The sequence below is a fragment of the Frateuria sp. GZRR33 genome, from assembly GCF_051900425.1.
Lineage (GTDB): Bacteria > Pseudomonadota > Gammaproteobacteria > Xanthomonadales > Rhodanobacteraceae > Frateuria_A.
The window spans coordinates 274,484-299,341 of the sequence record NZ_JBHZGK010000001.1 but is presented as its reverse complement, the minus strand read 5'-3'; the positions used below and the strand labels follow the sequence as shown (position 1 = coordinate 299,341).

The following is a 24,858-nucleotide window of genomic DNA, read 5'->3' as shown; positions in this document are numbered from 1 at the left end:
GACAGGCGGATGGGGGAAGCCTGGCCTCAACGCGGCGGTGGCACCGCCTTGGTCCCCTGCTGGGACAGCGCCTCCTTGGCCAGCTCGGCGATGCCCGCCAGCGAACCGATCACGCCGGTGGCCTCCATCGGCAGCAGCAGCATCTTCTGGTTGGGCGAATGCGCGATCTCCTTCAGCGCCTCGACGTACTTGTTGGCGACGAAGTAGTTGAGCGCGTTGATATTGCCGCTGGCGATGGCGTCGGACACCATCCGGGTCGCCTCGGCCTCGGCCTCGGCCAGCCGGATGCGCGCTTCGGCTTCGCGGAAGGCGGCTTCCTTCTTGCCTTCGGCAGCCAGGATCGCGCTCTGCTTCTCGCCGTCGGCCTTGAGGATCGCCGCCTGCTTGAAGCCCTCGGCCTCGAGAATGTTGGAGCGCTTCTCGCGCTCGGCCTTCATCTGCTTGGCCATCGCGTCGACCAGGTCGCGCGGCGGCGCGATGTCCTTGATCTCGATGCGGTTGACCTTGACGCCCCACGGGTGGGTGGCCTCGTCGACCACGCGCAGCAGCTGCGCGTTGATGGTGTCGCGCTTGCTCAGCGACTCGTCCAGATCCATCGAGCCCAGCACCGTGCGGATGTTGGTCATCACCAGCGCCAGCGACGCCTGCTCCAGGTTGGCTACCTCGTAGGCGGCCTTGGCCGCGTCCAGCACCTGGTAGAACACCACGCCGTCCACGCGCACGACTGCGTTGTCCTTGGTGATGACGTCCTGTGAGGGTACGTCGAGCACCTGCTCCATCATGTTCATCCGGGCGCCGACGGCCTGGTAGAACGGCACCAGGAAATGCAGGCCCGGGCTCAGCGTGCGGGTATAGCGGCCGAAGGTCTCCACGGTCCATTCGTAGCCCTGCGGCACGATCCGCACCAGCTTGGCGATCACGATGATCACCAGCAACACCAGCACCACGCCGATTATCCAGCTGCCCATGGCCCCCTCCTGTGGTTGAGCGACCAGTATAGGCGCGCGATGCCTGCAGGGCGCGCCTGTGCGCGCCCGCGATGCGGCCAGGAACAGGCGCCTCTTACTGGTTTCTTGCTGGCAGCAGCAGGCTGACCCGCAGGCCACCATCCTCGCGGTTGGCCAGGGTGATGCGACCGCCATGCGCTTCGGTGATCTCGCGTGCCAGCGCAAGTCCCAGGCCGGTGCCGGCGCGCTTGGTCGAATAGAATGGCAGCAGGGCCTGCGCCAGCACCGTCTCGCTCATGCCCGGGCCGCGGTCGGCCACCTCGATGCGCCAGTCATGGCCGACCTGGGCGAGCCCGAGCGTGACGCCGTCGTCCGGGCCGCCGGCCTCGTGCGCGTTCTTGATCAGGTTGATCAGCACTTGCTCGACCTGCGCCTTGTCGAACCAGCCCGGTTCGGCCGGTACCGGCCCCGCCAGGCGGAACCGGCAGTGCAGCGCCAGGCTGTCGAGGAAAGCCTGCCAGTCGATCGCCTGCGGCTGCGGCGCGGGCAGCTTGGCAAAGCTGGCGTAGCCGGCAATGAAGCCGTGCAGGTGGCGCGCACGCTCGCCGATGGTGGCGAACACGCCCGGCAGACGGGCCAGGTCGCCGCGCCGGGCCAGTTCCGCGCCCGAGTGCGCCAGCGACGAAATCGGCGCGAGCGAGTTGTTGAGCTCGTGGCTGATCACGCGGATCACCCGCTTCCACGTCGCCACTTCCTGCCGCGACAGCTCGCGCGTCATGCGGCGGAGCGAATACAGCTTGTGCGGCCGTCCCTGCAGCCGGAACAGGCGCTGTGACAGGTGGAAGGTTTCATCGGTACCGTCCATCGGCACGCTGAGCAAGGCATCCTCGCCGCTCTCCACCGCCCGGCGCAGCGCCTCGGGCACGTTGAGCAGGAGTTCGCCGAAATCCAGCCCGTTGAGGCTGCGCCCTTCGTTGAACAGGTGCCGCGCGGCGATGTTCGCGTAAGCGATGCGCCCCTGGGCATTGGCCAGCACCAGCGACACGGGCGTGTGCTGCACGACGGTATCGAGCAGCAACTCGCGCTGCACCAGGTGCTGGCGCTGTTCGCGCAGGGTCTGGCCGAGCGTGTTGTGCATGCGGATCAACGCGCCCAGCTCGTCGCGCCGGTCGGCCGAGATGGAGAAGCTGAAGTCGCCGTCGCGGTAGCTCGCCACCGCGCCTTCGAGCGCACGCAGCAGGCGCCGGATCGGCGACATCACCTGGCCGCCCAACCAGAATGCCAGCGGCAACAGCACCACCATGGTGGCAAGCAGGCTGCCGGAGATGCCCGGCCAGGTCGGCAAGTGGACGCCCAGGCGCGGGTCGTGGCGCAGCCATGCCAGCACCTGCGGCAACGGCCATTGGGTCAGGCCGGCGTAGACCAGCGCGCCGCTGAGGCTCGCCAGCATGAGCAGCCCGGTCAGCCGGGCCTGCAGCGATCTCAGTTGCATGCGAGGCTCCGGCTTCGGGCCCGGGATGTCAGTGGCACGCAGGATCCATCGGGGTCGCGGGGCAGTTGACCGCGGGGCGGCCATTGCGGTCCATGGTGCCCATGGAACCGACCGCCGCGTTGCCCGAATGCTGCTGCGCCGCGTTGGCGGACGGCGGCGTGTAACTGCGGCGGTCCTTGAACTTGAAGTGCGATCGGGAGCTATCGGTCGTCCTGGGAAGCGCCGCTTCGCGATAACCGACGGTCGCGGCCGGCGCGGGCTGGCTCCAGCTGTCGCTCGCCCGGGGAACCGGAGGCGCGCTCTGGGCCTGGGCAGCCGTGGCCACCAGGAGGGTAGCGAGCAAGAGGGAACTGCGTGGCATGGGCTACTCCTCGAAAGTGGGGGCAAGTCATCCGGCCGCGGATCGACATCCAGCGCCTCAGGCGCAGCTGGGATCCTCTCTGTCGAATCCGCAGTGGCGGTCTGGCGATCCATATTGCACCAGAGGACCGCTGGTCATCCGGTGCTTCAACGCCACGGCGCGAACGACGCTCTGGCCCAGGTTGGTCGCCCACTGCGGGGAATGGGAAGCGTGTTCGCGCCCGAGATGGAAATGGTCGCTGGTCCGGTCGCCGGGCAACTGCGGGATCGGCGGGTGAAGCTCCATCGTGGCCTGGGCGTGGCCCACCGTGCAGCCAAGCGCCATGGCCCAGCCTGCAAGCTTCCGGAAAGTCATGCCACGCTCCTGGGCTGCCATGGTCCGTGCCGATTCTAGCCCTGCACCGCCAGCCCGTAACGCTCCATCCGCCGGTACAGCGCCTGGCGCGACAACCCCAGCGACTGCGCGGCCCGGCTGACCACGCCATCGGCGCGGTGCAGTGCGGTTTCGACCGCCTCGCGGCTGGGTTCGTCCAGGTTGCGCGCGACCGCCGGCGTGTGTTGCGGCAGGTTGAGCAGCTGCGGCGTCACCACCCCGTCGGTTGCCAGTAGCGCGGCGCGTTCGATCGCGTTCTTCAGCTCGCGCACGTTGCCTGGCCACGGATAGCTGACCAGTGCCTCGCGCGCGGCGTCGCCGAGCTCGGCGCGGCCGTCGAGGAAGTGCTCGGCCAGGGGCACGATGTCGTCGGTGCGCTCGGCCAGCGGCGGCAGGTTCACCTCGATCACGTTGAGGCGGTAGTAGAGATCCTCGCGGAAGGTGCCGGCGCGCACCATCGCCTTGAGATCGGCATTGGTGGCCGACAGCACGCGCACCTTGACCTGGCGCGTGCGGCCCGAGCCCAGCCGTTCGAACTGCCCGGTCTCGAGCACGCGCAGCAGCTTGACCTGGCCGGGCAGCGGCAGGTTGCCGATCTCGTCCAGGAACAGGGTGCCGCCGTCGGCCAGCTCGAAGCGGCCCTCGCGCGCCTTGTTGGCACCGGTGTAGGCGCCGGCGTCGGCACCGAACAGCTCCGCCTCGATCAGCTCGCCGGGAAGCGCGCCGCAATTGACCGCCACGAATGGCCCGTTCCGCACCGGCGAGTTCGCATGCACGATGCAGGCGATGCGCTCCTTGCCCGCGCCGTTGGGCCCGGTGATCAGCACCGGCACGTGCGATCGGGCGACCTGGCAGGCAAGCTCGAGCGTCTGCGCCATCGCGTCGGAGGCGAACACCAGCCCGTCCAGATGGTAGGTCTGTCGCAACACGTCGCGGCGACGCCGCCGCTCGCGGCGGGTGCGGTTGACCTCGCGGGTCGACTCGGACAGCTCCAGCAGGTTTTCCACCGTCGCCAGCAGCTTGGTGTCGTCCCATGGTTTGGCCACGTAGTCGGCGGCACCGGCCTTGACCAGCTCCACCGCGGTTTCCAGGTGGGTCCAGGCGGTCAGCAGGATCACCGGCAGGTCGGTGTGGCGCTGGCGGATCGCGCGGAACAGCGCCACGCCCTCCTCCCCCGAGGTCGTGTCCGCAGTGAAGTTCATGTCCTGGATCACCACGTCGACCAGCTCGCGGTCCAGCGTCGCCAGGCCGTCCTCGGGCGTGAGCGCGATCAGCGGGCGGATGTCGTGCAACGAAAGCAGCAGCGACAGCGCCTCGCCGACCGCGGGGTTGTCGTCAATGATCAGGACGGTACGCATCTTTTTCCTGCACATGTGGGCATGGATGCATCTCCACGCCAAAAGGTTGCCACAGTCGCGCGACGCCCCGGAACCAACCCGGCCATGCATCTTCCGATGGGCTGTAACCTGCCTCCATCACGCGCCTGTCATGTCGCGTTGGATGCAATCGCCCGGTCGGCTTTTATCCAGCCAGACGCGACTTACCGGCGCAGCGTAGCGCCAGGATCACGAACCAGCACCTGCCGGAAGGAATCCCCCAGCGCCCTGCTCCCGGGAGCGCACGACCTGGCCACCGGCCCCCTTATTCCCACGTGTCCGACCCTGCGGACGGCGCGTCCCATCCGAGTCCTTTCTTGAATACCCAGACCTCCGTTGTTGCGACAGGCGTCGCCGGCCTCGATCAGATTCTCGGAGGCGGCCTGCCCGGCCCACGGCTGTACCTCGTCCAGGGCGCCCCCGGCACCGGCAAGACCACACTCAGCCTGCAGTTCCTGCGCGAGGGCGTCGCCCGTGGCGAACCGGTGCTCTATGTGACCCTTTCGCAGTCGCGGCGCGAACTCGAGCACATCGCCCAATCCCACGGATGGTCGCTCGAGGGCGTCCACATCGAGGAACTGGAGGCCGCCGAAGCGCTCGACCCCGCCACCGACCAGACCATCTTCCATTCGGCCGACCTGCGGCTGGACCGCACGCAGCGGGCGGTCGAGAAGGCGATCCGCGAGATCAAGCCCAAGCGGATCGTCTACGACTCGCTGATGGAAATCCGGCAATTGTCCGGGGACCCGATGCGCTTCCGACGCGAGATTCTGGCGCTCAAGGTGTTCCTGGCCAAGCAGGGCATTGCCGCTCTCCTGCTGGACGTCGGGGCCGAGCATGGTGGCGACCTGGAGCTGGAGGGCCTGGCCCACGGCATCCTCTGCCTGACCAAGGACCTGCCCGAGTACGGCATCGCGCAGCGCCGCGTGGAGGTACGCAAGATGCGCGGCGTGGCGTTCTTCGATGGCTACCACGACATGGCCATCCGCTCGAGCCAGGGCGTGGAGATCTACCCGCGCCTGGTACCCCGCCTGGCCCCGGAAGCTGCGCGCACCGCGCTGATCAAGTCCGGCATCGGCGAGCTGGACGAGATGCTGGGCGGTGGCCTGGAAGCGGGCACCACCACGCTGATCGTCGGCCAGGCCGGCACCGGCAAGTCGACCCTGGCGTCCATCTATTCCCATGCGGCGCTGGAACGCGGCGAGTCGGTCGCGATGTTCCTGTTCGAAGAGCGCCTGGAAACCTTCTTCCGCCGTTCCGAAGGCCTGGGCATGAACCTGCGACCCTATCAGGAATCGGGGCAGCTGCAGATCAAGGATTTCAATCCGGCGGAAATCTCGCCCGGCGAGTTCTCCCAGATCGTGCGCAAGGCGGTGGATGAGCACGACGTGCGCGTGGTGCTCATCGACAGTTTCACCGGTTACCTGGGCGCGTTGCCCAAGAGCAACCAGGCGGTGATGCAGATCCAGTCGCTGGTCAAGTACCTGTCGCGACGCGGCGTGCTGTCGATCCTGATCGTCGCCCAGCACGGCCTGCTCGGCCACAACGTCGGTACCGACGTGGACGTGAGCTTCCTGGGCGACGCGGTGATCCTGCTGCGCATGTACGAATGGCCCGGCCTGATCCGGCGCAGCGTGACCGTGGTCAAGAAACGCCACGGTCCGCACGACCTGGACGTGCACGAACTGGTGATCGAGCCCGAGGGGGTCAAGGTGCAGGCGTTCAATCCGCCGCCGCTGGGACCGAGCGGCCCGATCCGGTAATAATGGCCGTTTTGCTCGAACCGGGACAGGCATTGCACAAGACGTTGATATTCGCGCCCTACCGTCAGGATGCCGCCCTGCTGGGCACCCTGCTCGGCGAGAACGGCATCGATCATGTCTGTTGCGCCGACATCGACGAACTGGTCGGGAACCTTCCCGACTGCACCGCCGCCATCGTGACGCAGGAAGCCCTGCGGCCGCAGACGCTGGATGCGCTCGGCGGCGCGCTCGCCGCCCAGCCGCCGTGGTCGGAACTTCCGATCGTGCTCCTGCTCGACGGGGCCCAGCGCAGCGGGCCGAGCCTGGTGGGGCTCGAGGATGCGCTCCCGCAGACCAAGCTGACGATCCTGCAGCGCCCGGTCCGCGTGGTGGAATTGCTGACCGCGGTACAAGCGGCAGTGGCTGCGCGCCGTCGCCAGTTCGAATTGCGCGACCACATCGCCCTGCAGGAGGAACTCCAGCGCGAGCTCAACCACCGCGTGAAGAACACGCTGGCCAACGTGTATGCGATCTACCACCTGACCCGCCGGCAAAGCGACTCGCTGGAGGACTTCGCAGAGCGTTTCGAGGGACGTCTCAACGCGCTCTCGCGCGTGCATGCCGCGCTGGTGATGTCGAACCGGCCGCGCTCGATCGCCGACATCGCCGAGCTGGTCCTGGCGCCCTACCGCTCGCACACCCCCGATCGGATCCAGGTGGACCAGCCGCCGCTCATGCTCGAATCGGCGCCCGCGGTGGCCTTTGCGCTCAGCCTGCACGAACTGGCGACCAACGCCGCCAAATACGGCGCGCTGTCGACGCCTTCCGGCCAGGTGGAACTGCACTGCGCATCCGCCCCGGACCCCGACGGGGCGATTCGCATCACCTGGCAGGAGACCGGTGGCCCCGCCGTCGAACCACCCACGCGGCGCGGCTACGGCACCGCCTACGTCCGCTCCGCGGTCAAGGGCACCCTGCGCGGCACCGCGGAGCTGGAGTTCCTGCCCGGCGGCCTGCGCTGCGTGATGTCCATTCCGCTTTCCACCTTCGCCGCGATGCCCGAGGGCGTGGAAGCGGTAGCCTCGCTCGCCTGACCCAAGGTAGCCGTCCTGCATGCTGGTCCTGATCGCCGAAGACAACTCCCTGCTCGCCTTCATGCTGGAAGACGCGCTGACCGCGCACGGCCATCGCGTGCTCGGCCCTGCCCTTTCGGTGGAGGACGCGCTGGAGCTGGTGGCGACGGATCGCCCTGCGCTCGCGCTGGTCGACGTCGACCTCGAAGGGCCGCGTTCGGGCATCGACCTGGTGCGCGAGCTGCACGAGTGCTATGGGATCCCCTCGTTGTTCGCGACCGGGCAGCTCGCACAGGTTTGCGCTGGCGGGACCCGTGCACTGGGCGTGCTGGCCAAGCCGTTTTCGCCCGATGATGCCGTGGCCGCGGTCGACGCGGTGGCCGCACGGCTGGCCAGCCACCAGGCCGAGCCATGGCCGGCCATCCCCAACCTGACGTGGTTTACCGCAGCGAACGAGGGATGGCTGGACGCCCGGCGAATCCACGAGGCGTGACGGCAGCGCAGGCCACGACGACCAAGGGCTGGATTCCCATCACGCCGAGCGCATCGCCACCACCGGCGGCACGCGCGAGGCGCGCACGGCCGGCGCCAATACCGACAGCTGACCCAGTCCCCACAAAGCCAGAGCCCCGACCGGCAGGTACCACAGTGGCAGGCGCGGCAGTTCGTACCGGCTCATCAGAAGCAGGTTCAGCACCACCGCCAGCAGCATGCCCAGCAGCACCCCGCCACCGACGATCAGGAAATTCTCCGCCTGGAAATAGCGACGGATGTCCGTGCGCGTGGCCCCGATGGCGCGGCGAATGCCTATCGCGCGCGTGCGCTGTTGTACCCAGAAGTTGGCCAGGCCCGCGATGCCCAACGCCGTGACGAACAACAGACCCAGCACCGAGGCGACCAGCAGGCCGATCATGGTGGTGTCGCGCTGGAAATAGCTAGAGCGTATTTCGCTGTAGGTCCGCAGCCGCTCGGGCTTGATCAGGCGACTGGGGTTGATTTCCCGCAGCGCGGCGCTTGCCCGTGCCATGACCCCTTGGCGATCCTGCGGTGCGCTGCGCAGTACGTAGAGCGCGCCGGCACCATCGGGCGCTTGCGGCAGCAGTATGCTGTCGTTGTTGGTGCCATCGCCGCGCAGTTCCGGGCGCACCAGCGTCTGCACGATACCGACCACACGGATGAATCTGTCGCCGTCGTACATGTTCTGTCCAAGCGCACGCTGCCCCGGATAAAGATGTTGCGCCAGCGCACGCGTGATGATCGCCACGACCGGTTTGCCATTGGCCACGAAGTCATCCGGACCGAAGTCGCGCCCTTCGACAAGGTCCAGGCCCCAGGTGTCGACCAGGCCCGGGGTGCCGTCGTAGATGCTGGGTTCGACGCAGCCGCTTCCCTCGAGCGAATTGCGCTGTATCGCACGGTCCAACGCCTGCTTGCTCGGGCAGAGGCCCTAGGACGACTCGTTCCGGTTGAGCGGCATCGAATAGCTGACCGCCACTGCGGCTCGCACGCCGGGGATGGCGCGTAACGCTGCCAGATCGACAGCAAGCTGTGCCGCGGGGTTGGTTACCTTGTCGATGTTCCGGCTGGGAACGGCCGAAAGCTCGTCCTCGGCCAGGCCGGTCGACACGCCGATCCGCTCGACGCGGCCGGCGATCATGTAAACCACGTTGCACACGATGGCCAGGGTGATCGCGACCTGCAACGTGAGCAGAGCCGCAGTCAACTTATGGTGTCGCAGGCTGGCCAGTATGGGTTGCCATGGCATGGAGAAATATCCTTGTGCCGATCGGAGGGCTGGTCTCGGGATGCCATCGCCGCGCCGGGGATGACTCGTCACAACGTCTTTAGCTGGAACCCAGGCGGCAGTCGGCACGCACGCCACGCGGGAAGCAACCCGGCCAGCGTGCTGGCGGCGATCGCCAGCGCCACCGTGCCCAGCAGCATCGGCACGTCCATCTGCGCCAGCCGTGCGTAGTCGTCGGGGCGCTGGCGCACGCTCCACAGGCCCAGCTGAGCGATGGCCACGCCTGACACGCCACCGGCCGTGCCGATTACCGCCGCCTCGATGCCCAGCTGCAGGAAGATGTCGCGTCGCCGTGCGCCCATGGCGCGGCGCACGCTGATCTCACCGCTGCGGCGCAGGAACTTCGCCAGCAACAACGCCACGATGTTGGTCATGCACACCAGCAGGAAACCCAGCGCCAGCCACAGTTGCAGGCGCACGTCGTCCGGCACCAGGTTCGCATGGGCCAGCCATGCCATCAGGCCATACAACGCCGCGTTGGTCGCGGGCTTCTGGAAGCGTCCGAGCGATTTCTGCTCCGCCGAATAGTCGACGAGGAACTGGCGGTAGGCCGCGACCTGCGCCGGCCCGTCCAATTGCACCCACAACTGCAGCCAGCTCGTCGTCGCGCTGAGCATTCGGTTCGCCCCGCGATCCTTGCCCCATCCGCTGAAATTGCCGTTGACGCCCAGCTGCAGGTCGACCGCGGTGGCCAGTGGCAGGAAGAACTGGTCCATGGCGGCGTACTGCCGGCTGGACGTATCGGCATAGAACAGCGGATCGGGTTGCCACCTTGCCGTCACGCCGACGACCCGGAAATCGGTGTCACCCAGCCGCACGGTCCGGCCGACGCTGTCCCGGCCGCCGAACAACTGGCGGTTGAGTCCATCGCCAAGCACCACCACACGTGCACGCGCCTTGTCCTGTGCGTCCGACCAGCCCTGCCCGTACGTGAACGGCACGCCGAACAGGGCAAATATATCCGCCGTGGCATAGCGCCCGTTCGCGTCGAACGGTTGCATTCCCTCGCGCGACGGGCGCACCAGCAGTGAACCGCCCGCCATGGCCGCCTGCCGGGTGGCCTTGTGGGCATCCAGTAGCGCCATGGCGTCGGGCCAGGTGAAGTTGTCGCTCGGGTCAGGGCTGCCTTCGTGCTGTTTGTAATCGAGCGGCGTGGGGTCCAGCCGCGGGCGGAAGAGTTGCGCGCTCTTGCCGGGCAGCGGATCGGCCGTCATCACGTGCAGCACGGTGATCATCGTCATGCTCGCACCGATGCCCAGTCCGATCGCCAGCACCATCAGGCCGGTGAGGATCGGGCTGCGCCTGAGGCTATGCAGGGCGAGATCGATGTAATAGACGAACATTTCTTGCTCCCGGCGAATCGAATGCTGCGGCGAGGTCGCCCCATTCGCCCTTGGAACGGGGAAAGGACCCACTGCCCCTCCTGTCAAGCCCCCCGCGCGCAGGTGGAAGGACCCGACTGCGCCCCACCTGCCGACCCTTCCCCCCCGCGCGCGGGCAGGCGCCGACAGGCGGATGGGCGCCCTTGCGGCGCCCTTGCGGCGAACTCACACCGAGCGCGTCGCCACCACCGGCGGTACCGCCGCCGCGCGCAGCGCCGGCGCCAGCACGGCCAGCTGGCCCAGCCCCCACAACACGAGCGCTCCGATCGGCAGGTACCACAGCGGCAGGCGTGGGAGCTCGTAGCGGGTCATCAACAGCAGGTTGATGCCAAACGCCAGCACCATGCCCAGCCCGATGCCGAAGCTGACGATCAGGAAGTTCTCGGTCTGGAAGTAGCGCAGGATGTCGCCGCAGGTGGCGCCCAGCGCGCGGCGGATGCCGATCTGCTTGCGCCGCTGTGCCACCCAGAAACTGGTCAGGCCGACGATGCCCAGCGAGGTCACCAGCAGCAGCGCGACGATCACGCCGACCAGCATGCCGGCCATCGCGCGGTCGTCGCGGAAATAGCGGTCCCGCAGTTGCGCAAGGGTCTGGCTGCCGTGGCTGTCGACCACGACTTCCGGTGCGACCTTGGCGATACGCGCGCGCGCGTCGCGCAACACCCGGTCCAATTGGTCCGGCGCCGCACGCAACAGATAGACGCCGGCCAGATTCTCGCCGGGAAGCGCGGGCACGAACACCGACCACTCGCGGGTTTCCGGGCCCCCTTCTCCGCCCGAAGGCCGGGCCAGGTGATCGAGTATCCCCGTCACGCGGAATGGCCGGTCGGCGCACCAGATCACCTTGCCGAGCGGATCGGCGCCGGGCCACAGGTGTTCGGCCAGCGCGCGCGTCACCAGCACCGAGGCGCCCTTGGGGAGGAAGTCGACCACCGGCCGCATGTCGGTTGCCTGAGGCGCGCGTCCCGATACCACGCGCGTGCCCAGCGCCTCGAAGCTGCCAGGGCCGCCCACGTAAAAGTCGACCACGCCGGCGATCTCCTGCGCGTCACGGCTGAGCTTGATGCCAGCGGTGCCGGCGTGATCGCCGAAGGGAACGGCGTTGATCACGCTGACCGACTGCATGCCCTGGATGGTGCGCAGGCCATCGAGCACGCGGGCATTGAGGTCGGTCGCCTGCGACGGCTCGAATCCGGTCAGGGTCAGCTCCGCCAGCGAACTTTCCTGGACGCCGCTTTGCATGTGCATCTGCTGCAACCGGTTGGCGATCAGGAAGCAGGCGTTGCACAGCACGCCGCAGGCGAGCGCGATCTCCAGCACGATCAGCAGCGTGGCCAGGCGATGGCGGCGCAGCGCGGCGAGGACAGGTTGTATCTGCATGGTTCCTTCGGGCTCCCTTCAGGGGTGCGGCTGCGGGCAGCGCATCAAAGCGTTTTCAATTGCAGGCCGGGCGTAACGCGGCTCGCGCGGAGGGCTGGCACGAGGCCAGCGAGCAGTGCGGCCAGCACGGCCAGCACGAAAGTGGCCAGGAACATGCCCGCGTCCAGGTGCACCAAGTCGGCGTACTCGACCGGCTGGCGCCGCACCAGCCACAGGCCCGCCAGGGTCAGCAACCAGCCGCCGAGGCCGCCGAGCAGGCCGATCATGCCGGCCTCCACCAGGCACTGGGCGAACACCGCGCCACGGCTTGCGCCGAGCGCACGGCGGACGCCGATCTCGCCGCTGCGCCGCAGGAACTTGGCAAGCAGCAGGCCAACCGTGTTGAACAGGCAGATCAGCAGGAACGCGAACGCCAGCACGACCTGAAGCCTCACGTCGCTCGGTACGACGTGGTTGAAGTCCAGCCATTGCATCAAGTCCATCATCCGCGTGTTGTCGGCATGCACGAAGCGGCCGAGCGCCTTCTGCTGACCGGCATAGTCGGCCACGAAGCGGCGGTAGCCTGCGACTTTCGCCGCGTCGCCCAGCTGCACCCACAGCGCCACCCAGACACAGGGCGCGGTCTGCAGATGCTTGAGCGCTTCGAGGTTGCCCCAGCAGGTGAACACGTTGAATTCGTTGCCGGCGACATCCTGCGCCGCACTGAACGGCATGAAGACGTCCTCGGGCTTGGCATAGAAGGAGGCGGTCCTGCCCTCCGAGAAGCGCCCCCCGGCAACGTCGTAGAACTGCGGCGAGGGACGCCAGGGCGCCAGCACGCCCACGATCCGCACGTCCGAATCCTTCAGCCGCAAGGTGCGGCCTAAGCTGTTGGCGCCGCCGAACAGCCTGTTGTTGAGGTCGGTGGAAATCACCGCCACGCGCGCGCGCTGCGCATCGTCGGCCGGCGTCCAGCCGCTTCCGTAGATCAGCGGCGCGGCGAACATCGGGAAAAAGTCGCTGGTGGTCGCGAGCACCCGCGCCATCTGCGGCGGCAGGTTCACCCCCGGCGCCCGCATCTTCAGGGCGGTGCTGGCGATCAGTGCCTGGCGATCGGCGCGATGCGCGCTCCACAGGTCGACCGCCGAGCGGTAGTCCATCACGTCGCGCGGCTGGCTGTCCGGCGCCGGACTGTCGGTCGGGTCGACCTGCGGATAGAACAGCGTGGCGCTCCGCCCTGGCATCGGATCGCCGGACAGCAGGTGCATCACCGTCAACGTGGTCATGCTGGCGCCGATGCCGACGGCGATCGCCAGCACCATCAGGCCGGTGAGCACCTTGTTGCGCTTGAGGCTGTGCAGGGCGAGGTCGAGGTAGTAACCAAACATTCGTTGCTCCAGTGGTCGGCGTGCCGGTGCGTTACCGAGTCGCCGCGCGGCGCTCGCCATCCGGCGTGGCGCCCTTGCTGCGCAGGAAGCGCGCGATGGCCCCGTCGCGGGTCCGATCGAGCGGCGTGCGGGCCAGGCCTCGTGCATCCCCGGGCATCCGCCTGCCTTGCGCCTGCGGGGCGCCCGCGTGATTTGCGTTCGAAGTATTCATCGGCTGGTCTCCTTCGCGTTCACACCGATCGGGTCGCCACCACCGGCGGCACCGCCGCCGCGCGCATGGCCGGGCCGAGCACCGCCACCTGGCCGATCAGCCACAGCGTGATCGCACCCACGGGGAAGTAATAGGCGGGCAGCCGTGGCAGCTCGTAGTGCAGCATCAGGAACAGGTTGATGCCGTAGGCCAGCAGCATGCCCAGTGCGATGCCGATGGTCGCCAGCAGGAAGTTTTCGGTCTGGAAGTAGGTGAGGATGTTGCGGCGGGTGGCGCCCAGCGCGCGGCGCACGCCGATGGTGCGGCGGCGTTGCGCGACCCAGAAGCTGCCCAGGCCGACGATGCCCAGCGCAGTGACCACCAGCAGTGCCACGCAAACGCCGCCGAGCAGGCCGGCCATCGCGCGATCGTCCTGGAAGAATTCGGCGCGGATGTCGTCCAGCGTCTTCTTCTCCAGGATGATGCGGTGCGGGTCGGTCTTGCGCAGCGTGGCCGCGGCCGCCGCCATCACGCGGTCGCGGTCCTGCGGCGCGGTGCGTATCACGTAGCGGCTGGCGTTGTCCGAATCCATCCGCAACGGGAACACCATCGACCACTGCGCGGTCGAATCGCCACCGAACAGCGACGGACGGATCAGGCCCGCCACCACGCCGACCACGCGCACCGGATCGCCGCCCAGGTAGAGGGTCTTGCCCAGCGCGGACTGGCCCGGCCACAACTTCTGGCCCAGGTCGCGGGTGATGATCACGGAGACGACCTTCTTGGCGAGCTTCTCGTCGCGTGCCACCAGGCGCATGTCCAGGTATTCGTCCGGCTCGAAGTCGCGGCCGGCCACCAGCCTGGCCCCGAAGGTGCGCAGCAGGTTTTCGCCGAAATACTGCGTGGCGTTGAGGGTCGCCTGCTTCTGCTTGGGGTCGAGCTTGACGCTGGTGTTCCAGGAGCTGTTGGTGAACGGCACCTGGTTGGTCAGCGCCACCGACTTCACGCCGGGAATCTGGCTCAGCGCCGTGAGGTCTTCCTGGGCGTGCGCCTTGGCGTCGGCGGTGTCGCCGATGCCGAAGGCCTGGATCTGGACCAGCTCGTGCTCGGCCACGCCGCTGGGCATCTGCATGCGCTCGAGCCGCTGGTTGATCAGGAACACCGCGTTGCAGACGATCGCGCAGGTCAGCGCGATCTCCAGCACCAGCAGCAGGGCGGTGATCTTGTGGCGGCGCAGCGTGGAGAGGATCGGGAGGATGTCCATGGCGAGGCTCCTAGTTGCTCTTCAGCTGCAGCGCGGGAGTGACCTGGCAGGCGCGCCAGGCGGGCAGCAGGCCGGCCAGCAGCGACGCGCCGACCGCCAGCAGGAAAGTGGCCAGCAGCATCGGCACGTCCAGGTGGGCGAGCGCGGCATAGTCGGACGGCTGCTTGCGCACCAGCCACAGGCCCACCAGCGACAGCAGCAGGCCGGCGATGCCGCCGGTGAGGCCGATCACGCCCGATTCCACCAACAACTGCATGAACACCTCGCGGCGCGAGGCGCCCAGCGCGCGGCGCACGCCCAGTTCGGCGCTGCGGCGCAGGAACTTGGCCAGCATCAGGCCGACCGTGTTGACCAGGCAGACCAGCAGGAAACCCAGCGCCAGCCACGCCTGCAGCCGCACGTCGCCGGGCACCACCTTGTTGTAGTCCAGCCAGCCCATCACATCGGGCAGGCGCACGTTCGGGGGACGCTGGAAGCGGCCCAGCGCCTTCTGCTCCTGCGAATAGTTGACCAGGAACTGCTTGTACGCGGCGGCCTTGGCCGGCGTGTCCAGTTGCACCCAGAACTGCAGCCACACGCAAGGGGCGACATCCATGTGGTCCGGGTCGGAGCCCTTGCCCCAGCAGTCGGTCGAGCCGTTGCGGCCGAGCTTGAGCTCGTAGGCGGTGGTCAGCGGCAGGTAGACGCCCTCGTCTTCGGCATAGCTGCCGTTGTTGAGGTCGTAGAAGTGCGGCGTCATGCGCCAGCTGTCGAGCACGCCGACGATGCGGAAGGCGACATCGTTCATGCGGAGGGTCTGGCCGGTGCTGTCGCGGCCCTGGAACAGCTTGTCGTTGAGCTTGCGCGAGATCAGCGCCACGCGCGCGTGCGCTTCGTCGTCGGCGCTCGTCCACGGGCGGCCGTAGCGGATCGGCACCTCGAACATCGGGAAGAAGTCGGCGGTGGTGTAGCGCGCATCCTCGAAGAACGGTTCGATCGAGGACTGCGCCGGCTGCACCGGCACCGCGCCGCCGGTCATCAGCGCCTGGCGGTCGGCGCGCCCGGCATGCAGCAGGTTCATGCCGTCGGTCCAGGTCACCTGCACCGGCGGGTCCTGGTCGGGCTGATAGCCGTCCATGTCCTGCGGATCGAGCTGCGGGTAGTACAGCTGCGCACTCCTGCCGGGCAGCGGGTCGCCCGAGAGCACGTGCAGCACGGTCAGCGTGGTCATGCACGCGCCGATGCCCAGCGCGATGGCCAGCACCATCAGCGCGGTGAGCGCTTTGTTGCGCCTGAGGCTGCGCAGGGCCAGGTCGAGGTAGTAGCCGAACATCCCGGTCTCTCCGTCAATGGCCTCTCCCAGCGGGAGAGGGAAAGGTTCATGCGCTGCGCGTGGCTTCCACCGGCGGCACTGCGGCGGCGCGGTGGGCCGGGCCGAACACCGCCAGTTGCCCGAGCAGCCACAGCGCGATGGCGCCGACCGGCAGGTAGTACCAGGGCATGCGGTCCATCTCGTAGTGCTGCATCAGGTACAGGTTGATGGCGAAGGCCAGCACCATGCCCAGCACCACGCCGGCGCCGCTGAGCAGGAAGTTCTCGGTGCGGAAATAGCTCAGGATGTGGCTGCGCCGCGCGCCGACCGCGCGGCGGATGCCGATCTGGCGGCGCCGCTGCGCGACCCAGAAGCTGGTCAGGCCAACGATGCCGAAGGCGGTCACCGCCAGCATCACCACGCACACCAGCACCAGCATCCAGACCATGCTGGCGGCACCGGAGAAATAATCGCTGCGGATGTCGGGGAAGGTCCGCCCTTCGGCCACGGCGCCCGGCTCCAGCCGGCCCAGCACATCCTCGGCCTCGCGCGCGACGCGATCGCGATCGCCCGGCGCGCTGCGCAGCACGTAGTAGCCGAGCGCGTCGGTCGGCTGCATCGGGAAGAACGCCGCGTCGTAGATGCCCGGCAGTCCCGCGCCCGCCTGCTTCGGGCGCAGCACGTTCGCCACCACGCCCACGACCTGGTACCAGTACTGGCCCACGTACATCTTGCGCCCCAGCGGCGACTGGCCGGGCCAAAGCCGTTCGGCCAGGCGCTGGTTGACGATCGCCACGTGCGTCTCGGGCATGAAGGAGGAGCCCATCGAGGCGGTGGCGTAGTCCTCGGCGCTGAACATGCGGCCCTGCTTCAGGTCCAGGCCCAGGGCACGGTCGGCGCCCTCGCCCAGCAGGTACACGTTGGAGTTGATGCTGCCCTTGTCGGTCGGCTTCATGTCCGGCCGGGTGGTGAAGTTGCTGTTCCAGCCGTTGCCCGAGAGCGGCACGGTGTTGAGCACCGCCACCGCCTGCACGCCCGAAATGCGGCGCAGCGCGTCGAGGTTGCGCGGGATCTCGCTGCTGGCGCGGTCCGGGTCGGCGCCGGTCAGCGTCACCACGCTCAAGGCCTGCTCGTCGATCGCGTTGGGCAGGCCGATCTCGCCGGCGCGCTCGCTGATCATGAACACGGCATTGCACAGCACCGCGCAGGCCAGTGCGATTTCCAGCACGATGAGCAGCGCCGGAATACGGTGCTTGCGCAGGCTGGCCAGGATGGGTCCGATTTCCATGGCGTGACCTCAGGTGCTCTTCAGTTGCGGCGCGGGCGACACGACGCAGGCGCGCCAGGCCGGCAGCAGCCCGGCGACCAGCGCCGACAGCAGCGCGACCAGGAAGGTGAACGCGAACATCGACAGGTCCAGGCGGGCCAGGCTCGCGTATTCGGCAGGCTGGTGGCGGATGCCCCACAGGCCCAGCTCGGCGAACACCAGGCCGAGCAGGCCGCCGGCCAGGCCGACGATGGCTGCCTCGACCATGAACTGCCCGAAGATCGCCCCGCGCGTGGCGCCCAGCGCGCGGCGCACGCCGATCTCGCGCGAGCGTCGCAGGCACTTGGCGAGCAGCAGGCCAATGGTGTTGGTCACGCAGATCAGCAGGAAGCCGAAGGCCAGCCCGGCCTGCAGCTGCGCATCGTCGGGCACCACGTGTTCGTTGCGCAGCCACTGCAGCACGTCCGGCAGCGCCGTGTCGGTGCGGTGGAAGCGGCCCTGCGCGATCTGCTCGCGCACGTAGCCGTCGAGGAAGCGCTGGTAGCTGGCCACCGCCGCGGCGTCGGGCAGCTCGACCCACAGGCCGAGCCACATGCACGGCGCGGTTTCCAGGTGCTCGATGTCGGCCGCTTCCCAGCAGCTGATGTTGTTCGGATCCAGCTGCACCGCGCGCGCGGCGCGCAGCGGCAGGAACGCAGCATCGCCCTCGCCGTAGCTGCGCCCGATATTGATCGCATAGAAGCGCGGCTGCGGCGAGAAGTGGCCGAGCACGCCGACCACGCGGAAGTCGTGGCCGTTCAGGCGCAGCGTGCGGCCCACGCTGTTGGCGCCGCCGAACAGCTTCTGGTTGAGGAAGTCGGCGATCACCACCACGCGCGCGCCGGCGGCATCGTCATCGGCGCTCCACGCGCTGCCGTAGCGGAACGGCGCGCCGACCATCGGCAGAAAATCGGCGGTGGTCATCACCGCATCGCCGAAGAACGGACGCCCGCCCGCGTCGCGTGACTGGATCTTGGCCGAGCCCAGCGCGACCAGCGCCTGGCGGGGCGCGCGGTGGGCGTGGAACAGGTTGTTCGCGTCGACCCAGGTGAGGTTCTCCTGCGGCCTGCTCTCGCCGGGGATGTAGCCGTCCTTCGGATACGGATCGATCTGCGGGTAGTAGAGCTGCGCGCTGCGGCCGGGCAGCGGGTCGCCCGAGAGCAGCCGCAGTACGGTCAGTGTGGTGATGCACGCGCCGATGCCCAGCGCCAGCGCGAGCACCATCAGCGTGGTCAGCACGCGGTTGCGGCCGAGGCTGCGCAGCGCAAGTTGGAGGTAGTAGCCGAACATCAGGTCTCCTCGCCGGATCCCTCCCCCTCGGGAAGGCCGGGCTGCATCACACGCTGCGCGTGGCCTCCACTGGCGGCACGCGCGAACCCTTCATCGCCGGCGCGAGCACCGCTGCCTGCCCCAGCAACAGCAGCAGCACCACACCGGCCAGCAGGTACAGGGGCGGCATCAGTGGCGCGCCGAGCCGTACCACCAGCCAAACGTTCATCGAGACGGCGAGCACCACGCCAAGCAGCACGCCGGCGAGGGCGATCAGCAGGTTCTCGGTAAGGAAATGGCCGAGGATGTCGCGGCGGCGCGCGCCAAGCGCGCGGCGGATGCCGATCTGCCGACGCCGCTGGCCCACGCGGAAACTGGTGACGCCGACGATTCCCGCAGCGGTGATCGCAAGCAGGACCGTACTGATCACCCCCATCAGCGTGGCCATGCCGCGGTCGCTCTCGTAGGCGCGTTCGCGCACCTGGGCGAAGCTCAGCACACCCAGCTCGGGGTCGAACATGCGGCGCGGATTGCGGGCGACCAGCGCCGCGGGCGCCGCGTGCATCGCGGTGGCCATCTGGCCAGGATGCGTGCGCACGATGTAGTAAGTACCCAGCGAGCTGACCAGCCGCCGCGGAACGATCACCACGCGGTGGGCGAAGTCGGCCGCCCAGCGGGCCACGCTCTGGGCCTGCAGCCGCTCGACCACGCCGACGACCGTGGCGGGGTTGCCTCCCGCCAGGTAGATCGTGCGTCCGACCGCCCCGTCGCCATGGAACAACGCCTGGGCCAACGCCCGGGTGACGATGACCTCGCCCGGGTCCAGGCGATCCTGGGCCGCCATGGCGCCGATCTCCTCGGGCCGGAAGTCGCGGCCCGCGACCAGCTTGAGCCCCAGTGTCCCCAGGAAATGGTCGTCGGCGAAGTACACGGTGGCGCCGGTGGTGTCGGTGAGCTGGCCGGGATAGAGGCGGATGCCGTCATCCCAGCCGGCGCCACGCAGCGGATAGGAGTTGCTGATGGTCACGTCGGCGACGCCCGGCAGGCGGCGCAACACTTCCAGGTCGGCACGCGCCTCGGCGTCGAGTCGCGCGTAGGACGCCTTGCCGGCCCACTCGTTCTGGATGACGAAGGTGTTCGCCTCGTCCAGCCCGGTCGGCTCGGACAGGTGCGACAGCCGCTCGTGCACGATGAAAAGCGCGTTGCAGACGATCGCCAGGGTCAGCGCGATCTGCAGTGCGATCAGCACCGCGCCGGCCTTGTGCCGCTGCAACGCGCTGAGGATGGGCCTGACCTGCATGTCCATGGCTTGCCTCAGTTGGACTTCAGCTGCCAGGCCGGCTGCACCTGTGCGGCCCGCCAGGTCGGATAGAACGCCGCCAGCACCGTGGCGCCGATCGCCACCGCCAGCGACAGCGCCACCAGCCGCAGGTCCAGGTGGGCGAGCCGCGCGATCTGCGGCTGGAACACCAGCCCCACGCCGAACATGCCCACGCCCGTCAGCAGCACGCCCAGCGCGCCACCGGCGAGCCCCACCATGCCCGCCTCGGCCAGGAACTGCCGATAGATGTCTCCCCGGGAGGCGCCCAGCGCGCGGCGCACGCCGATCTCGGGCGCGCGGCGCAGGAACTTCGCCAGCAGCAGCCCGATGGTGTTGACCAGGCAGATCGCGAAGAAGCCGATCGCCACGGCCAGCGCGATCCGGCTTTCCGGCGGCACCGCGCCGCGATAGTCCAGCCACTGGCGCACGTTGCGCAGCCGCACGTTGGGTGCCCAGCCGAAACGGCCCGCCTCGCGCAACCGGCCCGCGTAGTCCTCCAGGAACCGGCGATACCCCTGTACCTGCGCCGCGTCGTCCAGCTCCACCCATGGGCTGATCCAGACGCATTCGCCGCGGAGCCAGCTCTGCCGGTCCGAACCGCGCTTGCCGCCGCTGCCGCAACTGTTGTTGCCGTAGGTCTCGATGCCGGCGTCGACGGCAAACTGGAACGGAATGAAGATCTGCGGCGCGTCGGCGTAGCCATTGCTGCTGAACATGTCGAAGAAGCGCGGCTGCGGGTTCCAGTCGTCGATCACGCCGGCCACGCGGTAGGCCTGGTCGTCCATCACCAGTTCGCGCCCCACGCTGTCGGCTCCGCCGAACAGGCGCTGGTTGAGCTGGCGCCCGATCACCACCACCGGTACGCGCGCAGCGTCGCTGCCGGCAGGCCAGCCGGCGCCGTGCAGGAACGGCAGGTCGAACATCGTGAAAAAGTCGGCGGTGGTGGCGTAGCCGAGCGCCTTGAACGGCAGCCGGCCCGGCTGCCGTGGCATCACCGACAGCCCCACCGCGTACAGCACGGTCTGGCGCGGCGCGCGCCGGGCCTGCATCAGCGCCACCGCGTCGGTATAGGTAAGCGCGTCCGGCGGCTCGCCATCGCGGTTGTAGCGCGGCCCGCGGTTGTCGATCTGCGGCACGAACAGGCGCGCGGACTTGTGCGGGATCGGATCGCTGGAAACCACCCGGAACACCTCATAGGTGATCATCGACGCGGCCACGCCGAAGCCGATGGACATCACCATCAACGCCGTCAGCAGCGGGTTGCGCCGAAGGCTTGCCAGGCCGAGTTGGAGGTAATGGAGAAACATCCGGCATCCCGTGTCTGCCCGCTCCCGTCCGTGGGAAGAGGGTCTGGAGTGAGGCAGGGGCGAAGCGCAAGCTCTGCGCTCGCCCGAACCGTTGCCCGCCTTCGATCAAGTGGCGGGCGGGACCGCGCCTTTGGGCGGCCCTCGTCCCGCTGGAGAGTGAGGCGCAGATCAGACCGAACGCGTCGCCTCCACCGGCGGCACGCGCGAGGCCTTCATCGCCGGCGCCAGCACGGCGCCCTGCCCCAGCAGCAGCAGCGCGATCACGCCCGCGGCCACGTACAGCAGCGACAGCCGCTCCATCTCAAAATGGCTCACCAGCCACAGGTTCATGCCGATCGCCAGGGCCGCGCCCACGAGCACGCCGCCGGCGCCGATCAGCAGGTTCTCGGTGAGGAAGTAGGAGAGGATGTCGTGCTTGGTCGCGCCCAGCGCCCGGCGCACGCCGATCTGCTTGCGCCGCTGGCCCACCCAGAAGCTGGTCAGGCCGACGATGCCGGCGGCGGTGATCGCCAGCAGCACCGCGCAGACCACGCCCATCAGGATCGCCATGCCGCGGTCGCTCTTGTAGGCCTGCTCGCGCACTTCGGCGAAGGTGCGCACGCCGCGTTCCTCCGGGATCACGCGCATGCGGTTGGTCTGGATCAGCAACTGCGGCACGGCCTTGGTCAGGCGCTCGAGCTGCCCGGGCTGCGTGCGCACCAGGTAGCTACCGAAGTTGCCGGTCAGCAGGCGCGGAATCAGGATCGTGTTCTCGGCGAAGTTGCTGGCCCAGGTGCCGGTCCAGGGCACCTGCAGGCGCTCGACGATGCCCACGATGGTGCTGGGTTTGGTGTGACCGGAGTGGTACAGCACCTTGCCCAGCGCGCTGCCGTCCGGATACAGCTTGTCCGCCAGCGCCTTGGTCACGATCACCACCGGCGTGGTCTGGAACTCCTTCGCGTCGACCCACTCGATCTCGCTCGGGCGGAAGTTGCGGCCGGCCACCAGCTTGGCCCCCATCGCTGCCAACGCGTGGTCGTCGGTGAAGTAGAGCGTGGTGTGCGCCATCTCCTTCTTCGCCTCGGGTGTGGTGTTGACGCTGGTCGACCAGCCGCCGCCGCGCAGCGGGTAGGAGTTGGTCATGGTCGCGTCCACCACGCCCGGCATGCGGCGCAGCGCCTCCAGGTCGGTCTTGCCGAGCGAGGGCGTGTTCTTGTCGTCGGCACCGACCCAGCGGTTGGCCACGGTCAGCAGGTTGGTCTCCGTCATCCCGGTCGGGCGCGAGAGGTGCTCGGTGCGCTGCTGGATGATGAACAGCGCGTTGCACACGATCGCCAGGGTCAGCGCGATCTGCAGCGCGATCAGGACGGTGCCGGCCTTGTGGCGCTTGAGGGCGGCGAGAATGGGCTTGATCTGCAACATCGTCGTCGCTCCTCTAGTTGGACTTCAGCTGCCACGCAGGCTGGACCTGCGCGGCCCGCCAGGTGGGATAGAACGCGGCCAGCAAGGTGGCCAGCACCGCGGCGACCAGGGTCAGCGCCACCAGCGAGCCGTCCAGCGTGGCCAGGCGGGCGATCTGTTCGTCGAACACCCAGCCCACCCCGAGCACGCCCAGGCCGGTCAGCAGCAGGCCGAGCGCGCCGCCAGTCAGGCCCACGGTGCCCGCCTCGATCAGGAACTGCGCGTAGATCTCCTTGCGCGATGCGCCCAGCGCCCGGCGTACGCCGATCTCCGGCGAGCGGCGCATGAACTTGGCCAGCAGCAGGCCGATGGTGTTGACCAGGCAGATCAGCAGGAAGCCCAGCGACACCAGCAGCGAGATCTTCGATTCCGGCGGGACGACCTTCTGGAAGTCCAGCCAGTCGGTGACGTCGCGCAGGCGCACGTTCGGCGCCCACTTGAAGCGGCCGGCCCGCTGCTGCTCGGCGGCGTAGCCGGTGAGCCAGCGCTTGTATGCATCGGCGTCGGCCGGGGTCGGAAGCTCGGCCCAGTACTCGATCCAGATGCACTCCGAATGCAGCCAGTTGTCCCAGCCGGTCCCCGGCGTTTCGTTGCAGTTGTTGTTGCCCGCGGTGGTCATCTGCAGGTCGATGGCGCGGGTGAACGGAATGAACAGGCCGATCGGGTCACCGAAGCCGCCGGTGTTGACCGGGTCGAAGAACAGTGGCTGCGGATCCCACTCGCCGATCACACCGGTGATGCGGTAGTCATGCCCGTCGAGGTTGATCGTCTTGCCAACGCTGTTCTTGCCGTTGAAAAGCTTGTCGTTGAGCTTCTTGCCGATCACCACCACCGCGGCGCGCGCGTCGTCCTGCGCCTGCGTCCACGGGCCGCCGTAGAGGAAGGGGATGTCGAACATGGCGAAGGCATCGCCATACCAGGCGTAACTGTTCTCCTCGATCGGCAGGCGGCTGGCGTCGGCCGGGATCACCGAGGGCGCGATCGGATAGAGCGCGGTCTGGCGCTTGGCCTTGTGCGCCTGCATGAAGGCCATGGCGTCGGTGTAGGTCAGCGCCGGAGGCGGTTCACCTTGGTCCAGGTCTTCCGCCTTCCAGTTGGCGATCTGCACCGCGTAGAGCTGATCGGACTTCTGCGGGATAGGGTTGTTCGAGGTCGCACGGAACACCGAGTAGGTGATCATCGAGGCGGCCACGCCGAAACCGATCGCCATCACCATCAACGCGGTCAACAGCGGGTTGCGGCGCAGACTGCGCAGGCCAAGCTGGAAGTAGTAGGCGAACATGTCGGAGATATCCCGGATAGGTGGATGCACGGCCGCTTCTGCTCCCTCTTCCCCGGCAGGTCCGGGGAGAGGGCTTTCAGGCAACGTCAGGCGTCGGCGTTGCCCCCTCTCCCCCGGCAGACGCCGAGGTAGGGGACTTTCAGGCAACGTCAGGCGTCGGCGACCCGAGCGTTGTGGGCGTGGAAGCGCGGCTCCTCGGACAGGTCGACCACCTGGCCGTCGATGATGTGCACGTTGCGCTGGGCGCGGGCGGCCAGCTCCGGATCGTGGGTCACCATGACGATGGTGGCGCCCTCGCGATGGATCTCCTCCAGCAGCTCCATCACGCCGCGGGCCATCTGCGTGTCCAGGTTGCCGGTCGGTTCGTCGGCGAGCAGCAGGCGGGGCGAGCCGGCCAGCGCGCGGGCGATCGCCACGCGCTGCTGCTGGCCGCCGGAGAGTTCGGCCGGGTAGTGCTTGGCACGCGAGGCCAGGCCCACGCGCTCGAGCGCGTCCATGATGCGCTGCTTGCGCTCGGCGCCCTTCATGCCGCGGTAGCGCAGCGGCACTTCGACGTTGTCGTAGACGTTGAGGTCGGGGATCAGGTTGAACGCCTGGAAGATGAAGCCGATCTTCTCGTTGCGGATCTTCGACCGCGCGTTGTCGTTCAACTGGCTCACCTCGATGCCGTCGAGGTGGTAGTGACCACCGGTGAAGGTCTCCAGCAGGCCGGCGATGGTCAGGAAGGTGGTCTTGCCCGAGCCGGACGGACCGGTGACGGCGACGAATTCACCTTCCTTCACGTCGATGTTGAAGTCGCGCAGGGCGTAGGTCTCCACCACTTCGGTGCGGTAGACCTTGGACAGGTGGGTCATCTTGAGCATGGTTACGTCCTTCGGTGGTGGTGGTGGTT

General features: G+C 68.3%; 22 protein-coding genes. 3 read left to right on the top strand and 19 right to left on the bottom strand.

The window, feature by feature from the left end; translation table 11 throughout:
- Nucleotides 1-26 precede the first annotated feature (26 nt).
- The 5 genes from ACFWZU_RS01340 to ACFWZU_RS01320 all read right to left on the bottom strand — a co-directional run bounded on the left by ACFWZU_RS01340 (nt 27) and on the right by ACFWZU_RS01320 (nt 4,530).
- The gene (locus ACFWZU_RS01340; RefSeq protein WP_439699608.1) at nt 27-968 is read right to left on the bottom strand and encodes an SPFH domain-containing protein; all 942 of its coding nucleotides are present in this window, start codon (nt 966-968) and stop codon (nt 27-29) included.
- Nucleotides 969-1,062: 94 nt separating this feature from the next.
- Complete coding sequence (locus tag ACFWZU_RS01335; RefSeq protein WP_439699607.1) at nt 1,063-2,439, bottom strand: sensor histidine kinase; 1,377 nt, start codon at nt 2,437-2,439, stop codon at nt 1,063-1,065.
- 28 nt (nt 2,440-2,467) lie between these two features.
- A complete protein-coding gene (locus ACFWZU_RS01330) occupies nt 2,468-2,800 on the bottom strand; it encodes a hypothetical protein (protein WP_301143809.1) in 333 nt (110 codons plus the stop codon).
- A gap of 57 nt (nt 2,801-2,857) precedes the next feature.
- Complete coding sequence (locus ACFWZU_RS01325; protein WP_439699606.1) at nt 2,858-3,154, bottom strand: hypothetical protein; 297 nt, start codon at nt 3,152-3,154, stop codon at nt 2,858-2,860.
- A gap of 35 nt (nt 3,155-3,189) precedes the next feature.
- Nucleotides 3,190-4,530 (bottom strand): sigma-54-dependent transcriptional regulator, encoded by a 1,341-nt coding sequence (locus ACFWZU_RS01320; protein WP_439699605.1) that lies wholly within the window; start codon nt 4,528-4,530, stop codon nt 3,190-3,192.
- Nucleotides 4,531-4,865: 335 nt separating this feature from the next.
- On the opposite strand from ACFWZU_RS01320, the gene ACFWZU_RS01315 reads away from it, so the two are divergent.
- The 3 genes from ACFWZU_RS01315 to ACFWZU_RS01305 are packed head-to-tail and all read left to right on the top strand — an operon-like array spanning nt 4,866 to nt 7,856.
- Nucleotides 4,866-6,311, top strand: coding sequence for an ATPase domain-containing protein (locus ACFWZU_RS01315; protein WP_439699604.1), 1,446 nt, complete (start codon nt 4,866-4,868; stop codon nt 6,309-6,311).
- A gap of 2 nt (nt 6,312-6,313) precedes the next feature.
- A complete protein-coding gene (locus tag ACFWZU_RS01310; protein WP_439699603.1) occupies nt 6,314-7,384 on the top strand; it encodes a sensor histidine kinase in 1,071 nt (356 codons plus the stop codon).
- 19 nt (nt 7,385-7,403) lie between these two features.
- Nucleotides 7,404-7,856 carry a response regulator gene (locus ACFWZU_RS01305; protein ID WP_439699602.1) on the top strand — a complete coding sequence of 151 codons (453 nt, stop codon included), beginning with the start codon at nt 7,404-7,406 and terminating at the stop codon, nt 7,854-7,856.
- Nucleotides 7,857-7,895: 39 nt separating this feature from the next.
- On the opposite strand, the gene ACFWZU_RS01300 is transcribed toward ACFWZU_RS01305, so the two are convergent.
- The 14 genes from ACFWZU_RS01300 to ACFWZU_RS01235 all read right to left on the bottom strand — a co-directional run bounded on the left by ACFWZU_RS01300 (nt 7,896) and on the right by ACFWZU_RS01235 (nt 24,829).
- On the bottom strand, nt 7,896-8,786 hold the full coding sequence (locus tag ACFWZU_RS01300; RefSeq protein ID WP_439699601.1) for an ABC transporter permease: 891 nt from the start codon (nt 8,784-8,786) through the stop codon (nt 7,896-7,898).
- A 24-nt stretch (nt 8,787-8,810) separates the two neighbouring features.
- The gene (locus ACFWZU_RS01295) at nt 8,811-9,128 is read right to left on the bottom strand and encodes a hypothetical protein (protein ID WP_439699600.1); all 318 of its coding nucleotides are present in this window, start codon (nt 9,126-9,128) and stop codon (nt 8,811-8,813) included.
- A gap of 68 nt (nt 9,129-9,196) precedes the next feature.
- The gene (locus tag ACFWZU_RS01290; RefSeq protein ID WP_439699599.1) at nt 9,197-10,510 is read right to left on the bottom strand and encodes an ABC transporter permease; all 1,314 of its coding nucleotides are present in this window, start codon (nt 10,508-10,510) and stop codon (nt 9,197-9,199) included.
- A gap of 204 nt (nt 10,511-10,714) precedes the next feature.
- A complete protein-coding gene (locus ACFWZU_RS01285; protein WP_439699598.1) occupies nt 10,715-11,929 on the bottom strand; it encodes an ABC transporter permease in 1,215 nt (404 codons plus the stop codon).
- A gap of 44 nt (nt 11,930-11,973) precedes the next feature.
- Nucleotides 11,974-13,296 (bottom strand): ABC transporter permease, encoded by a 1,323-nt coding sequence (locus ACFWZU_RS01280; protein ID WP_439699597.1) that lies wholly within the window; start codon nt 13,294-13,296, stop codon nt 11,974-11,976.
- Nucleotides 13,297-13,526: 230 nt separating this feature from the next.
- Complete coding sequence (locus tag ACFWZU_RS01275) at nt 13,527-14,750, bottom strand: ABC transporter permease (protein ID WP_439699596.1); 1,224 nt, start codon at nt 14,748-14,750, stop codon at nt 13,527-13,529.
- A 10-nt stretch (nt 14,751-14,760) separates the two neighbouring features.
- Nucleotides 14,761-16,062 (bottom strand): ABC transporter permease, encoded by a 1,302-nt coding sequence (locus ACFWZU_RS01270; protein WP_439699595.1) that lies wholly within the window; start codon nt 16,060-16,062, stop codon nt 14,761-14,763.
- A 46-nt stretch (nt 16,063-16,108) separates the two neighbouring features.
- Nucleotides 16,109-17,329: an ABC transporter permease gene (locus ACFWZU_RS01265; protein WP_439699594.1), complete on the bottom strand. Its 1,221-nt coding sequence runs from the start codon at nt 17,327-17,329 to the stop codon at nt 16,109-16,111.
- 9 nt (nt 17,330-17,338) lie between these two features.
- Nucleotides 17,339-18,637: an ABC transporter permease gene (locus tag ACFWZU_RS01260; RefSeq protein WP_439699593.1), complete on the bottom strand. Its 1,299-nt coding sequence runs from the start codon at nt 18,635-18,637 to the stop codon at nt 17,339-17,341.
- Nucleotides 18,638-18,683: 46 nt separating this feature from the next.
- Nucleotides 18,684-19,922 (bottom strand): ABC transporter permease, encoded by a 1,239-nt coding sequence (locus ACFWZU_RS01255; RefSeq protein ID WP_439699592.1) that lies wholly within the window; start codon nt 19,920-19,922, stop codon nt 18,684-18,686.
- A gap of 8 nt (nt 19,923-19,930) precedes the next feature.
- A complete protein-coding gene (locus ACFWZU_RS01250) occupies nt 19,931-21,244 on the bottom strand; it encodes an ABC transporter permease (RefSeq protein ID WP_439699591.1) in 1,314 nt (437 codons plus the stop codon).
- Nucleotides 21,245-21,412: 168 nt separating this feature from the next.
- A complete protein-coding gene (locus ACFWZU_RS01245; protein WP_439699590.1) occupies nt 21,413-22,645 on the bottom strand; it encodes an ABC transporter permease in 1,233 nt (410 codons plus the stop codon).
- A gap of 13 nt (nt 22,646-22,658) precedes the next feature.
- The gene (locus ACFWZU_RS01240) at nt 22,659-23,966 is read right to left on the bottom strand and encodes an ABC transporter permease (RefSeq protein ID WP_439699809.1); all 1,308 of its coding nucleotides are present in this window, start codon (nt 23,964-23,966) and stop codon (nt 22,659-22,661) included.
- Between the two features lie 149 nt (nt 23,967-24,115).
- On the bottom strand, nt 24,116-24,829 hold the full coding sequence (locus ACFWZU_RS01235) for an ABC transporter ATP-binding protein (RefSeq protein WP_327475897.1): 714 nt from the start codon (nt 24,827-24,829) through the stop codon (nt 24,116-24,118).
- Between the last annotated feature and the right edge of the window lie 29 nt (nt 24,830-24,858).

Excerpts from the sequence above, each read along its gene's own strand:
- ACFWZU_RS01235 (WP_327475897.1), bottom strand. The coding sequence starts at position 24,829 with ATGCTCAAGATGACCCACCTGTCCAAGGTCTACCGCACCGAAGTGGTG.
- ACFWZU_RS01255 (WP_439699592.1), bottom strand. The coding sequence starts at position 19,922 with ATGGACATGCAGGTCAGGCCCATCCTCAGCGCGTTGCAGCGGCACAAG.
- ACFWZU_RS01250 (WP_439699591.1), bottom strand. The coding sequence starts at position 21,244 with ATGTTTCTCCATTACCTCCAACTCGGCCTGGCAAGCCTTCGGCGCAAC.
- ACFWZU_RS01270 (WP_439699595.1), bottom strand. The coding sequence starts at position 16,062 with ATGTTCGGCTACTACCTCGACCTGGCCCTGCGCAGCCTCAGGCGCAAC.
- ACFWZU_RS01325 (WP_439699606.1), bottom strand. The coding sequence starts at position 3,154 with ATGACTTTCCGGAAGCTTGCAGGCTGGGCCATGGCGCTTGGCTGCACG.
- ACFWZU_RS01290 (WP_439699599.1), bottom strand. The coding sequence starts at position 10,510 with ATGTTCGTCTATTACATCGATCTCGCCCTGCATAGCCTCAGGCGCAGC.
- ACFWZU_RS01240 (WP_439699809.1), bottom strand. The coding sequence starts at position 23,966 with ATGTTCGCCTACTACTTCCAGCTTGGCCTGCGCAGTCTGCGCCGCAAC.
- ACFWZU_RS01305 (WP_439699602.1), top strand. The coding sequence starts at position 7,404 with ATGCTGGTCCTGATCGCCGAAGACAACTCCCTGCTCGCCTTCATGCTG.
- ACFWZU_RS01285 (WP_439699598.1), bottom strand. The coding sequence starts at position 11,929 with ATGCAGATACAACCTGTCCTCGCCGCGCTGCGCCGCCATCGCCTGGCC.
- ACFWZU_RS01330 (WP_301143809.1), bottom strand. The coding sequence starts at position 2,800 with ATGCCACGCAGTTCCCTCTTGCTCGCTACCCTCCTGGTGGCCACGGCT.
- ACFWZU_RS01310 (WP_439699603.1), top strand. The coding sequence starts at position 6,314 with ATGGCCGTTTTGCTCGAACCGGGACAGGCATTGCACAAGACGTTGATA.
- ACFWZU_RS01340 (WP_439699608.1), bottom strand. The coding sequence starts at position 968 with ATGGGCAGCTGGATAATCGGCGTGGTGCTGGTGTTGCTGGTGATCATC.
- ACFWZU_RS01335 (WP_439699607.1), bottom strand. The coding sequence starts at position 2,439 with ATGCAACTGAGATCGCTGCAGGCCCGGCTGACCGGGCTGCTCATGCTG.
- ACFWZU_RS01265 (WP_439699594.1), bottom strand. The coding sequence starts at position 17,329 with ATGGAAATCGGACCCATCCTGGCCAGCCTGCGCAAGCACCGTATTCCG.
- ACFWZU_RS01260 (WP_439699593.1), bottom strand. The coding sequence starts at position 18,637 with ATGTTCGGCTACTACCTCCAACTTGCGCTGCGCAGCCTCGGCCGCAAC.
- ACFWZU_RS01295 (WP_439699600.1), bottom strand. The coding sequence starts at position 9,128 with ATGCCATGGCAACCCATACTGGCCAGCCTGCGACACCATAAGTTGACT.
- ACFWZU_RS01245 (WP_439699590.1), bottom strand. The coding sequence starts at position 22,645 with ATGTTGCAGATCAAGCCCATTCTCGCCGCCCTCAAGCGCCACAAGGCC.
- ACFWZU_RS01275 (WP_439699596.1), bottom strand. The coding sequence starts at position 14,750 with ATGGACATCCTCCCGATCCTCTCCACGCTGCGCCGCCACAAGATCACC.
- ACFWZU_RS01320 (WP_439699605.1), bottom strand. The coding sequence starts at position 4,530 with ATGCGTACCGTCCTGATCATTGACGACAACCCCGCGGTCGGCGAGGCG.
- ACFWZU_RS01280 (WP_439699597.1), bottom strand. The coding sequence starts at position 13,296 with ATGTTTGGTTACTACCTCGACCTCGCCCTGCACAGCCTCAAGCGCAAC.